At 40.7% G+C, this 14,318-nt stretch carries 6 protein-coding genes; all 6 read left to right on the forward strand.

The window, feature by feature from the left end; genetic code table 11:
- Positions 1–100: 100 nt before the first annotated feature.
- The 6 genes from BUE31_RS10140 (at position 101) to BUE31_RS10165 (ending at position 14,307) form a co-directional block, all read left to right on the forward strand.
- The gene (locus BUE31_RS10140) at positions 101–3,064 is read left to right on the forward strand and encodes a SusC/RagA family TonB-linked outer membrane protein (RefSeq protein WP_073402957.1); all 2,964 of its coding nucleotides are present in this window, start codon (positions 101–103) and stop codon (positions 3,062–3,064) included.
- Positions 3,065–3,074: 10 nt separating this feature from the next.
- Complete coding sequence (locus BUE31_RS10145) at positions 3,075–4,583, forward strand: RagB/SusD family nutrient uptake outer membrane protein (protein WP_073402959.1); 1,509 nt, start codon at positions 3,075–3,077, stop codon at positions 4,581–4,583.
- 420 nt (positions 4,584–5,003) lie between these two features.
- Positions 5,004–8,102 (forward strand): SusC/RagA family TonB-linked outer membrane protein, encoded by a 3,099-nt coding sequence (locus BUE31_RS10150; RefSeq protein WP_083619617.1) that lies wholly within the window; start codon positions 5,004–5,006, stop codon positions 8,100–8,102.
- 24 nt (positions 8,103–8,126) lie between these two features.
- The gene (locus BUE31_RS10155) at positions 8,127–9,821 is read left to right on the forward strand and encodes a RagB/SusD family nutrient uptake outer membrane protein (protein WP_073402961.1); all 1,695 of its coding nucleotides are present in this window, start codon (positions 8,127–8,129) and stop codon (positions 9,819–9,821) included.
- 259 nt (positions 9,822–10,080) lie between these two features.
- Positions 10,081–12,615, forward strand: coding sequence for a glycoside hydrolase family 2 protein (locus BUE31_RS10160; protein WP_159440656.1), 2,535 nt, complete (start codon positions 10,081–10,083; stop codon positions 12,613–12,615).
- A 105-nt stretch (positions 12,616–12,720) separates the two neighbouring features.
- The gene (locus BUE31_RS10165; RefSeq protein ID WP_200801899.1) at positions 12,721–14,307 is read left to right on the forward strand and encodes a glycoside hydrolase family 43 protein; all 1,587 of its coding nucleotides are present in this window, start codon (positions 12,721–12,723) and stop codon (positions 14,305–14,307) included.
- Positions 14,308–14,318: the final 11 nt, after the last annotated feature.

The following is a 14,318-nucleotide window of genomic DNA, read 5'->3' on the forward strand; positions in this document are numbered from 1 at the left end:
TAATAATTAGGCATTCCTTTAACACCTTCCTACCTTGAGATCGGATTAGCAGTTGCTGATTTATGTTATTCACCTCATTATTCAACCAAATTTATACACTATGAACAAATTTTACAAAAGACAAGTGTTGTTAACCAGCTTGTTGTTAATGTTCTCAATAATGGCTTTAGCCCAGGTAAGGGTTACAGGCGTTGTTAAGGATACAGACGGGCAACCAATGCCCGCGGTTACCGTTACAATAAAAGGCACCACCGATGCCGTAAGTACTTCGGTCGACGGTAAATTTAGCATTAACGCCCCCACCAATGGCGTTTTAGCATTTTCATTTATTGGCTACACCACAAAAGAGGTGGGCATTAATGGTAAAACCAGTTTTGATGTTGTGTTAGCATCGGCATTAAAAACCTTAAACGAAGTTGTGGTTGTAGGCTATACCTCTAAACAGGTATCGCAATTATCAAGTTCGGTATCGGTTATCAGCGGTGATAAGCTGCGCGATGTAACCTCTAATGATGTGGCAAGCTTACTGCAGGGTAAGGCCGCGGGCGTATTGGTCTCTACCGGATCAGGCGATCCCACGTCCGCTTCGAGTATCCTCATCCGCGGAGCTAGCAGTATCAATGCCAGCACCAGCCCGTTAATTGTTGTTGATGGTAACATAGGCGGCACGTATAATGCTTCGGATGTTGAGTCGGTAACTGTATTAAAAGATGCTGCTGCAACAGGCTTATATGGCTCAAGAGCTGCAAACGGAGTTATTATTATTACCACCAAGATGGGTAAAGCTGGTCAAACAAAAATTGAGATGAGCTCAGTTGTCGGATTCAACACCAAAACAACGGGCAATTTTCATTTGATGAATTCGCAGCAACTGTATGATTATCAAAAAACATTTGAAACCGTTCTTCCAACCGATTTAAATAACAATACAAATTGGTTCAACCTGGCGTTCAGAAGAGGCCTTACGCAAAATCATACCCTATCTGTATCAGGAGGATCTGATAAAACGCAATATTATATATCAGGGAATTATTATAACGAGCAGGGAACTTTAATTGACAACAATAACAAAAATTACAACTTCCGTACAAATGTTATCACCAAATTAAATGACAAGTTAAAGCTTAGTGTTTTGTTAAATACTATATATGCACAGCAAACTTATCCTACCGATAATTTACTGTACGACGCTTATTTGAACGTGCCTTATGATCCTGCTTTTAATGCAGATGGCACCCCAACAGATGGCCGTAGCTATCCGGGCTGGCAGGGCCGGGATTTTGAAAACCCATTGCAGGGTTTACAATATAATTTTTCGAACCAAAGGAGCCTTAACACAAGCGGCGACCTGAACCTGGATTATACCATAACCAAACATTTAAGCTTTGCAACCTATAACAGGATAACTTTATACAATGATAAGTATACATCATATAGTGATGCCCGTACTAAAGCAGGCGGCGCAAACTCTGGTGAACTATACATCCAGGATGATTATAGCAGCCGGATCCTTACTTCAAACAGGTTAAAGTATGATAACAGCTTTGGCCAGCATAACCTTACTTTACTTGCGGTAGGCGAAGCAGAAAAGAACCATTTTGATGATGCGCTGTCAAACGGAAAAGGACTACCTGCGGGGCATACTGCGATGTCAACTGCTACTGATATCATCAGCAACCCAAGCGGGGGAACGGATGATTTCAATTTTAGCAAATACCTGGGTCAGGCAGATTACAATTATGCCGGAAAATATTTTTTTGTGGGCTCATTTGTACGTGAGCACTCGTCACGTTTTGGAACTAATAACCCAAGCGGAAACTTTTTTCAGGCAGGTGCTTCATGGATCTTAACCAAAGAAGCTTTTATGGATAATATTAAGCCGATAAGCTTTTTAAAATTACGTGCAAGTTATGGTACAACCGGAAATGCTGAAATAGGTAATTATGCTGCTTCGGGCTTATATTCAATTGATCAGTCTGCAAGCTATGGCGGTGTAGCCGGTGCATACCCCTCACAAAAGGCCAATCCTAACCTTACCTGGGAAAAGATGAAAACAGCCAACATAGGCCTTGATTTCGGATTATTTAAAAGGATAGATGTAAGTGTGGATGTTTATCAGAAAACATCAAGCGCTTTATTATTCCATGTGCCACTACCGGCAACAGCTGGTTACTCCTTTATATTTGAGAACATTGGTTCGGTACGGAATCGCGGACTTGAAGTTAACGTAACCTCAAAAAACCTGATAGGTGATTTTAAATGGGAAACTAATTTTAACATTGCATTTAACCGCAATAAGGTACTATCGCTTAATGCCGGAGAAACTGTTGCCTCTCCGAGCGCATCACAACCAGTTGCGGTTGGCCATGATATAGGCGACTGGTATATGCCTATCTGGGCGGGGGTTAACCCGGCAAATGGCCAGCCCCAATGGGAAAGGTTGGTTACTGACGCCAATGGCAATACCACAAAGCAGCTAACAAGTATTTATTCTCAGGCATCGGCATCAAAACAATATACAGGAACCTCTGCTTCGCCAAAGTTTACAGGTGGCATAACCAATACATTCTCTTATAAAGGCTTTTCTTTAAGCACATTCTTCAATTTTGTTTACGGAAACCAGGTGTATAATGACAGCCGCGCTTATTTTGATAGCGATGGATTGTATGACAGTTATAATGCAATGATACCGGCCAGCGGATGGACACGCTGGGAAAAGCCAGGCGACATAGCTACTGAACCCCAGTCTGTTAAAGGTGGTAATCATAATTCAAACCAGCAATCAACACGTTATCTTGAAAACGGCAGCTATCTGCGCCTGCGTAATGCAACACTAGGCTATCAATTACCTCATCAATGGATCAGCAGCTTAAAAATAAGAAGTGCCCGGATCTTTATAAGCGGCGATAATTTGGTAACGTTTACCAAATTTACTGGAGTTGACCCTGAAGTTGATTTTAGCCCGCCTTTGGACAGCAGTGGAAACAGGGTAGCTGGAGGGGGATCAAGCTTCAAGTACCCTATCAGCAGGAAATTATTGTTAGGTATAAACGTTGGATTTTAAATAAAGAACGATGAAAAAGATAAGATATATAAAAATATTAATTACTATAGGCATTATAACAACACTGTTTAATGCATGTAAAAAAGTTGAGCCTTCAACTGCAATTGATGAAAAAGTGGCATTATCAAATGCGGCTGATATAGCAACAGCAACAATAGGAACCTATGCCGTATTAAGAAACCCTGCATATGTAAGAAGCGGGCATTTTTTGATGGAATACCCGGGCGATAACATTGCACAGGGGCAGCCATCATCTGATGATCTCTCCAGGTGTTACAGGTATACGCAAATACCAACCGGCGGCCACGCAACTAATTTCTGGGTTCAGGGCTATCACCTTATTGCAGGCGCCAATAAAGTAATTGCAGCCATACCTGATAATGCATCGGCTGATCTAAAACAACTAAAGGGCGAAAACATTTACCTGCGGGCAATGGTTGAGTTTAACCTGGTCAGAATTTTTGGCCGCCCGTATACCCAGGGTAACGGCAATAATCCCGGCGTTCCATTGTTAAGTGAAAATAGTACAGACTACTTTCCGGCGAGAAGTTCAGTAAAAGATGTATATGGCGCTGTTATTGCTGATCTTTTAAAAGCCGCCGACATGATGACTGTTGCAAAAAGCGATATTTTTGCATCAAAAGAGGTAGCATACGCCTTACTGTCACGTGTTTATTTGTACATGAATGATAATGCCAACGCTATTAAATATGCCGACCTGGTAATTAACTCGGGCCGCTATACTTTATTACAGGGTGGTGCATATTCAGGATACTTTAGCGGAGTACCGGAAGATAATACGGAAACCATTTTCTGTATCAGGTATACAAAAACGCAGGATGAGGGATTCAGCGCTATCGGGTCCATGTATTACAGCGGCCTTGGCCCCGATGGTACAAGCCCTATAACCACTCCGGGAGGACAGGGAAATACCGGCTGGGGTGAAATATATGCTTCAAAAACATATGTAGAGGATCTTGATAAAAACCCAGCCGATCTTCGGCATAGCTTTATAGCTCCATATACCATTGATGGTGTTTTGCAGATGAATAAAAAGCTTACACCAAATACGCCAATGTATTACATTACAAAATATAGTTTCCAGGAAGGGATCGTAACATTGAGCTCGCCTGTTTACCTGCGCTTGGCCGAAATGTATTTAAACAAGGCTGAGGCTAATGCAAAGCTTGGAAACAGTCAGCTGGCGCTTGATGATGTTAATACTATCCGCACTCGTGCCGGAATACCAACACTTACCCTTAGCGATGTTGGTGCAGGCAATGTGCTTGGTGCTGTGCTTGAAGAGCGAAGGTTAGAATTTGCATTTGAAGGGCAACGTTCATATGACCTGTTCAGGAATAATTTACCTTTGGTAAGAAATTACCCGGGTACACATTCACTTAACAATGTTCCAAACACAAACATTATGCAAACTGTTTTACCTACAGACCCAAGGGTTATATTTTATATTCCGCAATCAGAAATAGATATTAATCCAAAGCTTACCCAAAACCCATAAACAACTACATATGAATAAGCCGTCTCATAGTAACTATGAGGCGGCTTTTTTATTTATGATGATTAGGGATCCGGATTCGCTTTTTTTTAAAAACATCAAATACAATACACTAAGCCGTTTTTTAATAATTATAATCCCTTTCTTTAATAGTTTTTAGTTCACGAACAAACGTTTGCGTGACATTTATTCCACCGTCAACCAAAATCCATATTAACCCTATCTATACAAAGTATTAATATACTTATTTACAGCTATTTAAATTATAAAAATCGTTATTTTTAATAACTGTCAAACAAACGTTTGCGCTGAGTTAAGGGCACTAATAATTAGGCATTCATTTAACACCTTCCTACCTTGAGATCGAATTAGCAGCCAGCTAGTTTACGTTATTCACCAATTCACAAACCAAATTAATACACTATGAGCAGTTTTTACAAAAAACAGGCGTTGTTAACCAGCTTGTTGTTAATGTTCTCAATAATAGCCTTTGCCCAGGTAAGGGTTACAGGCGTTGTTAAGGACACGGAGGGTCAAGTAATACCCGCGGTTACTGTTGCTATAAAAGGCACAACAAATGCAGTAAGCACTGCAAACGATGGTAAATTTGCCATTAATGCCCCTGTAGATGGCGTTTTAACATTTTCATTTATTGGCTATGTTACAAAAAGCGTAAGCATTAATGGTAAAACCAATTTAGAGGTAACATTATCAGTATCATCCAAAACCTTAGAAGAGGTAGTGGTGGTTGCCTATGGCACCCAGAAAAAAGTAAACCTAACGGGTTCTGTAAACACAGTTAACACAAAAGAGTTAATAAACCGGCCGGTTACCTCATTAACCAATGCATTACAAGGTATAGTACCGGGGGTAACCATTATTTCGCGGCCGGGAGATGTCGGAAATGATGTTGGAGGTGTTAACATCCGGGGGCGCGGGAACCTGGGGAGTTCTGGCCCGCTGTACATAATTGACGGGGTACCGGAAGGAGCTTCCGATTTTGCACTTATCAATTCAAACGATGTAGAAAGCATATCATTTTTAAAAGATGCTTCCGCATCAGCAATGTATGGATCACGTGCTGCTTATGGCGTTATTCTCGTAACTACCAAAAAAGGTAAAGAAGGGAAAACGACCATTAATTATAACGCGTACTATGCTTCCCAAAAAGCAACAGTATTGCCAAGCTGGCTCAGATCTTATGATTATGCTACCTTACTTAATGAAGCCACAACCAACGCCGGGGGAACGCCGGTATTTGATTCTACAGCGCTCCAAAAAATAAAAGACCATTCAGATCCGGACCATTACCCGGACAATAATTGGTATAGCCTTACTTTAAGAAAATCGGCCCCGATGACCGAGCATGAACTGAATATCTCAGGGGGAAACACAACCAGGTATTTTTTGAGCGGGTCGTATTTTGATCAAAACTCATTGCTGCCCAATAAGGCATTACAACGCTATTCTTTCAGGTCAAATATCGAATCGCAGGTTAGCGATCATTTCAAAGTTGGCTCTAATATTTCTTTTGTCCGCAGCGACGTAAATAACCAGGATGGAACCATAAATTTTACTACCCTTAACAGGGAAACTCCATTATTGGTAAATAAACAAAGCAACGGAGAGTGGGGAAGCATTAACGGAGGTAAGATTGACCCCATAACCGCTGGTAATACTGTGCGTACGCTGCAGGAAGGCGGAAGAAGTTCAAGTTCAGCCGGTAGGTTTATAGGATCGGTTAATGGTGATTATACCCCAATTAAAGGGTTGAATATAAACGGCCTTGTATCTTATAATACTTATAACGGCCCTAATACTGACCCTAATGTTAATAATGGGATGAGCTCACATTTTACAAGTAGTATTGACCCGCTCCTTAATTTTAATACCGGCGCCCCGATAAGCGGCACGGGTGTTACGCCAAATCAGTTGGATGAAGCATGGGAAACCACCAACAATTTGCTGACCCAGTTTACCGCCAGTTATGAAAAAAAAATCGGCAAACACTATTTTAAGATATTTGCGGGTACGTCATACGAGGCGAATAAAGACAGAGTAATTGAAGTAATACGCAAAAACTTCCCTACTAATGACCTGGATGCCATAAATGCCGGTTCTGCTGTTCCGGAGAATACAACCAGCACAGGAAATATCCAGCAATATGCGCTTGAATCGGCATTTAGCAGGTTAAACTATTCCTATAACAACAAGTATTTATTGGAAGCCAATATGCGGGTGGATGGCGCTTCGCAGTTTGCTCCCGGCCATCGCACGGGATATTTTCCATCTGTTTCAGGTGGATGGCGTGTATCACAGGAAGACTTTATGAAAAGCATCACCTGGATCTCTGAATTAAAGTTAAGAGCCTCATGGGGTAAACTGGGAAACATCAAAAACGTAGGCGATTATGATTTTTATGATGGTTTAAATACAGGTACAGCAGCTATCCTGGACCAAAGTAAACAGGATGGCGTATGGCCCGGAAAGCTTGCAAATCCTTTACTTTCCTGGGAAAAAATTAATGCAACCAATATTGGTTTGGATGCCGGCTTGTTTAATAACAGCCTAAATTTACAGGTAGATGTTTTTAACAGGATGACGAATGGCATATTGGTAACCCAAACATCATTGCCTGATGAAGCCGGCCTGACCTCTTCAAACAGCCCTTCAGTTAATTTAGCCCGGGTACAAAATAAAGGGATTGAACTATCATTAAACTACAATAATCACATTGGCGACTTAAAGTTTTCTGTTGGTGGTAACCTTACCAGGATCTGGAATAAAATAGTAAGCATGGGTCTGGCAGGCGGCCTGGGCACTTCAACTACCGGAAATTACTATGTCAACATGGTTGGCCAGGCAATTGGTTCTTTTTATATGTATAAGTCTGATGGCTTGTTTACAAGCAATGCAGAAGTTGCCCAAAGTGCCAAACAATATACCGGTACCCAAGCCGGGGATATAAAATATGTAGATGAAAATCACGATGGTAAAATTGATGCCAATGACCGTGTAGTTGTTGGAAACGATGTGCCCAACTTTACGTATGGCCTCAATGTAAATGCGAGTTATAAAAATTTCGACTTTTCAGTAATAGGGCAAGGTATTAGCGGTGTGAAAGTTTACCTGGAAGACGAAGCATCACAGGCATTTTTTAACGGAGCTGGTGTAAAAGCATATGTTCTGGACCGCTGGACCCCGGCAAACCCTAATGCAAATGCGCCATACCCCCGCCTGTTGACATCTCAAAATAATTCGCAAAATTTAGTACAGTCAGACTATTGGCTGTTTAATGCAGATTATTTCAGGGTTAAATCTTTAACATTAGGTTACACCATCCCTAAAAGCTCATTAGAAAAAATCGGTGTCCGCGGCCTTAGAGTTTATTTGTCAAGCAATAACCCGTTCACTATAAGAGGCGATAAAAGATTAAAAGATTTTGATCCGGAGGCACCTTCGGCCCGCGCTTCCTATCCGCAATTAAAATCATACTCAATCGGCGTAAACCTTACCCTTTAATAACAGCTATTTAATAAAAGTCTTATGAAAAAAATATTTTATACATCGATCATTATTTTTGCAATTGCTGCATTCAGCAGTTGTAAAAAAGCGCTTGTTCTTACCCCCAATGATCAATTAGCAAGTGCGACCTTCTGGAAAACAGAACACGAAGCAAGTTTGGCCCTTACCGGCTGCTATACCTATTTTAGCACTAACGATAATACATACACAGGTTATTATTATGCCTATAATGACGGCGCATCTGATAATGCTATGGCTCAATATCCATGGGAAAGCAATGCTACTTTAATAAGCGCGGGTAATATCAGTCCCACTTTTGACCAGGGCTATAACGCCCGTTATCAATATATCAGAAGATATAATTACTTTTTAGATAATATAGCTAAAACCCCGATGGATGCTGCCTTAGAAAAGCGGTTTATTGCTGAAGCAAGGGCTTTAAGGGCGTTTACTTACTTTGAGCTTGCAGAAACATTTGGCCCTGTTGTTTTATTAACGAAGAGCTATACTGATCCTTTAACAACAGCTGTTGCACCCACCCCTGAGGCAGATGTAATTACTTTTGTTATATCAGAACTACAAAGTGCCGCAGCTGATCTGCCTGCAAGTTATGCAGGGGGTACTGATAATGAAACCGGCAGGATAACTTCCGGAGCGGCATTGTCAATACTGGCAAGAGTGCAACTGCAATATAGTAAATGGGCCGATGCTGCAGCAACTGCGCAAAAGGTTATGGGCATGGGTTATGCCTTATACAGAAAAACAACTTTAACCGCTGCTGATACCCAGGATGATTATTCAACCTTTGTTACTTTTGCGGACGATAATGACAAACAAAAATTTTATAAAGGAATGGCCAGTTATGAGCAGCAGTTTTGGCAGGCTAATGAGAGCAGTAGCAAAGAGGTGATCCTTGCATCGCAAAACATAAGCAATTCATCATACGCTTATGGCAATGGGCTAAGAACCCTATTTCCACCTGCTGACCTTGGTGGCTGGAGCTCTATAACACCAACGCAGGAATTGGTTGATGCTTATTGGGACAGGGGCGGTAATACCTTTACACCACCAACAGCAACAGCAAGAGCTGCAAATTACAATAACGGCAATCCCAATGCTGCCTATCTTACTGAATTTAAAAACAGGGACACCCGCTTATATGCCAGTATTTTATTCCCTAAAAGTCCTTGGGGAGCGTTTAACAGCGGCTACACTTTTTCATGGGGTAAGGGTGGAAGCAATAATAGCAAAACGGGCTATAATTTCAGGAAGTTGGTTGACCCGGTCTATACAACAGCTGATTGGGATGGAGCTCAGGATTTTCCTATTATCAGGTATGCGGAAATATTATTGACCTATGCCGAAGCTAAAAATGAACTGAGCGGGCCAGATCCAAGCATTTTTGCAGCGCTTAATGATATTCGTGACCGTGCCGGGATGCCTGCTGTTTCGCAGACAACCTATAGCACACAGCTTAGTTTACGCGGTTTAATACAAAATGAACGCCGTATTGAGTTGGCAGCCGAAGGGCAGCGCCTCTTTGATATAAGGCGATGGAACATTGCAAAAGATGTTATGAAAAGCACTTATGATCTTACTAACACTATTGTACAGGCACGCGTTTGGGATCCAAAATTTGTTTTGATGCCTTACCCACAAACCGCAGTTGACCATAATCCTAATTTGAAATCGGCACAAACAGCCAAAGGATATTAAGACAGCGTCAATCGCCCCAATTATCAGCCGTTTACTGCTAATAATTGATGTAGACTTTCCTGACAAGTATAGTAACGGAAAGTATTGCTGAGAAAACCATTTCAGGTATGAGATCTGAGATTTAGTTGATTACCTGCATCCCGGCCATGCCGGGATGCTAAATTTGTTACATCCTTTATCAATAACGTTAATTATCTTAACCACTTGCCGTTGGGCTAAATGGTTAAGATTTTTAAACATTATTGAAATAAATAATGATATGAAGAAACTTTTTGCAGTTATTGTTTATCTCACCTGTTGTTGTTCTGCACATGCCCAGCAATTGGCCCGCAGCAGCAATTTTAACAACAACTGGGAAATGTTCAGGATTGATTCTTTAGCTAAATTTAAGAGTACGCTTGTAATTAGGAACAGTACTTCCTTTTCATCTCAATTTAATCAGGAAACTATTAAAAAAAAGGATATACATGCAGACAGTATAATCCTTAATGAGCTAAAAGAAGCTACAAATGGCTTTGAAACTGAATATCCTAAAATTAGATCTTTAAAATGGGATAGGATCTCTTTGCCGCATCCTGTAAGATATGAGGAGGAATTAAACCCCGGAGTTAATCAATTTACAGGTATTTGTTATTACAGAAAAGCATTCATAATTCCTGCCCAATATAAAGGCAGACACTTGTCTCTGCGTTTTGAAGGGGCAATGCAAACCGCATCAGTTTGGATAAACGGGAGGTTTGTATCACAACACCAGGGTGGATATTTACCGTTTACAATCCCACTTAATGATTATGTAAATTATAATGATAAAAATGAAATTATTGTACGTTTGGATAACAGGGACAATATTAACTTACCTCCGGGAAAACCTCTGGCCAAATTAGGTTTTTTATATTGGAGTGGAATTTACCGGGATGTATATTTAATTGCAACTGACCCACTTTATATTACGGATCCAATTGATGCCCATACAATTGCAGGTGGTGGTGTTTTTGCCAGGTCTGAAAATATATCTTCAAAAAGCGCAGATGTGATAATTAAGACACAGGTTAAAAACTCAGCGTCTAATAAAACATCTTCCATAGTTATAAAACAAACTCTTTTCAATTCAAGAAGCAAGTCTCAATTATATTCAAACACCTCTGAATTTGAAATGACCGGTAATAGTGTTAAGGAACTGGAGCAGAAAATCACTGTGCCAACACCTGACCTTTGGTCTCCTGATCAGCCAAATCTTTACGTACTTAAAACAGAAATATGGAGCAATGGTAATTTGGTTGATAATTTTTCGCAGAAAATCGGTATCAGGAAGCTGTTTTACAGTAGGTCTGAAGGATTTAAACTGAACGATAAACCGCTTCGGATTGTTGGGACCAACAGGCACCAGGATTACCCGTTTATCGGTAATGCATTATCTGATGCGGCGCAATACCGCGATCTGAAAAGAATAAAAGAAGCCGGCATTAATTTCATAAGGCTGTCACATTATCCACAGGATCCGTCTGTGTATAATGTTTGCGATTCATTAGGAATAATGCTGGGTAATCCGATCCCAGGCTGGCAGTTTTTCAATAACAATGACATTTTTAAGGACAGGGTTTTCTCAGATATTAGGGAGATGATAAGAAGAGACAGGAACCACCCTTCTGTTATTATGTGGGAAGTAAGTTTAAACGAAACTTATCCATCAGATAGCTTTAGAATCAAGTCTTCAGAAATTGCCCATGAAGAATATCCCGGTGATAACTTTTTTACCTGCGGCGATACATATGCTGCAAAACATACCCAATGGGACGTACCTTTTAATAACTGGATTGACCCATTTGGAAGACCACAGGACGTACAGCCTGAAAGCCCCGGTTTTGTAAGGGAGTATGGTGATTATGAATTTGGCGGATCATCATCAACCACAAGAGTAAACAGGAGTAACGGGGAAAAGGCACTGCTGCAAAGTGCGTGGAATTTTCAATGGGAGCATAATCTTTTAAGAAGTTCCGCTTATTATCCCTGGACAATCGGGGATGCTACCTGGGCATTTTTTGATGGATTTGAGTCATTTAGTAAAACCACTTCAGATTGGGGAATGATGGATGTGTACCGCTTACCGAAATTCAGCTATTACTTTTTTAAAAGCCAGCTAGACCCCGGTGAAGCTGCATTTGGCGCAGAGAACAAACCAATGATTTACATTGCCAACTGGTGGACACCCGTTAGTAAACCCGAAAACGTAATTGTTTATGCTAATTGCGATGAGGTAGCATTATATGTAAATGGGAAACTCATAAAAAAACAACACCCGGATTCCGGACCGGATACAGATTACGGCGACTTTGAAAAAGGTGGAAGGCCTTTTGACGGCGGTAATTGCACCAATCTAACTCACCCTCCTTTTACTTTTAAAAACATAAATTGGGAAAGCGGGGATGTAAAGGCTATCGGCTTTATTAAGGGTAAAAAAGTAACTGAGCAGATAGTTAAAACTCCTTTGGTAAAAACCCAGCTCAAATTAATTGCAGACACACAAGGAGAGCAACTACACGCTGATGGTGCAGACGCAATTTTTGTGCATGCGCAAGTAACAGACAAAAATGGTACAATTATGTGTTTGGATAATGAAACAAAAGTTCATTTTGTAATTAGTGGCAACGGTAAAATCATAGGGCCAGATACAGTAACGGTAAGAGGCGGTATTGCTTCGATTTTAGTGCGGGGCACCAACAATGCCGGCCTAATTACCATAAATGCGACATCAGAAAAATTAAAAGAAGCAGCGTTGAAAATATTATCAAAGTGAAAGCATAAAACCAGCTATTTTTAACATACCAGTTAAAAAGCAGCAAGGTTGAATTCATGTAAGTTTTTATTAAAAAGTATGCTATTGAATTAAAAAACAAAAATTGTGAAAAAGGAGGCTTTGTTATTTTTGTTATTGTTTTACAACATTGGATTATTTGCTCAAACAAAAAATCAATCTATACAGGTATGGACTCCAGATAATGGTAATGGCACTTTTACCAATCCTATAATGTGGGGGGATTGGCCAGATCCTGATATTATCCGTGTAGATGACACATTTTATTTCATCTCCACCAGTATGCATTATGTACCGGCTTGCCCTATTGCCACATCTAAAGATCTTGTGAATTGGAAAATGACAGGATATGCCGTTTCCCGGTATGACGAGGATCCCCGTTATGATATGAAGGGTGGAAATATGTATTTAAGCGGCTCCTGGGCATCAACCCTACGCTATCAGAATGGCATTTTTTATGCAGGATTTTGCACACCCGACATGGATGATAAAAAAGGGCATTTTTCTATCTGCATTGCTAAAAACATTGAAGGCCCCTGGACAAGAACCATATTTAAAGAATATCTGTATGATCCCGGTTTGTTTTTTGATGATGATGGAAAGGTGTACGTAGCACATGGGCAGCAAAAACTTTATATTACTGAGCTTAATAGCGATGCAAAGTCGGTAAAAGTTCCTAAAAAAGAAATCTACAACAACCCTGCATATCCATATCTTGAGGGGTCGCACTTATACAAAATTAATGGAAAATATTACCTGCTGGGCTCTACAGGTGGCACAAAAGGCAGGCAAGTTTGCCTTCGGTCAGATAATATTTACGGGCCATACGAATCGAAGGTGGTTATTAATGATGATCATACCTATCCTGGCAATGGATTACACCAGGGTGGCATGGTGCAATTAAAAGATAACTCCTGGTGGTTTATTATTATGCAAGATCGTGGCCCCATTGGTCGCGTGCCTAACCTGGAACCTGTTACATGGGTAGATGGCTGGCCAATGATAGGAAAAAATGGCAAAGGAGTGGATACTGATAAAAAGCCAAATATTGGCGCCGTTTACCCAATCGCAGTTCCCGCTACATCTGATGAATTTAATTCTCCCAAATTAGGGTTACAGTGGCAATGGAACCATAATCCTGATCCGGAAAAATGGTCGCTTACAGAACACAAAGGGTACTTGCGGTTAAAATCCGGTAAAGCCCCGAAACTGGCCGATGCCCGAAATACACTTACCCAGCGAGTGCAAGGTCCTTATTCAAATGGTGCCGTTGAAATAAATGTCAGCGGTATGAAAGATGGTGATGTTGCCGGATTTGGCGTTTTTCAGTTTCCTTATGCTTTTGTAGCTGTTCAACAAAAAGGAAAGGAGAGAAAAATTGTAATGATGAACAATGACAGCACCGTTACTTCCTTAAATCTTACAGGTAACAGGGTTTGGTTTAAAGCCTCCGTTACCCATATAGGCTTTATCGCATCATTTGCTTATAGCACCGATGGAAAAAACTATCATCCCATAGGTAATGAACTAAAAATGGGGCTGGGATTAGATTGGACAGCAAATCGTTTCGCATTATTTAACTATAGCACCAACGAAACCGGGGTTGGTGGCTATGCCGATTTCAACTGGTTTCACTTTGCCACAATAAATAGTTCCGAAGAAAAAAACAATTAACAGTATTAATA

Source organism: Mucilaginibacter sp. OK098 (genome assembly GCF_900142915.1).
GTDB lineage: Bacteria > Bacteroidota > Bacteroidia > Sphingobacteriales > Sphingobacteriaceae > Mucilaginibacter.

Excerpts from the sequence above, each read along its gene's own strand:
- BUE31_RS10140 (WP_073402957.1), top strand. The coding sequence starts at position 101 with ATGAACAAATTTTACAAAAGACAAGTGTTGTTAACCAGCTTGTTGTTA.
- BUE31_RS10145 (WP_073402959.1), top strand. The coding sequence starts at position 3,075 with ATGAAAAAGATAAGATATATAAAAATATTAATTACTATAGGCATTATA.
- BUE31_RS10150 (WP_083619617.1), top strand. The coding sequence starts at position 5,004 with ATGAGCAGTTTTTACAAAAAACAGGCGTTGTTAACCAGCTTGTTGTTA.
- BUE31_RS10155 (WP_073402961.1), top strand. The coding sequence starts at position 8,127 with ATGAAAAAAATATTTTATACATCGATCATTATTTTTGCAATTGCTGCA.
- BUE31_RS10160 (WP_159440656.1), top strand. The coding sequence starts at position 10,081 with ATGAAGAAACTTTTTGCAGTTATTGTTTATCTCACCTGTTGTTGTTCT.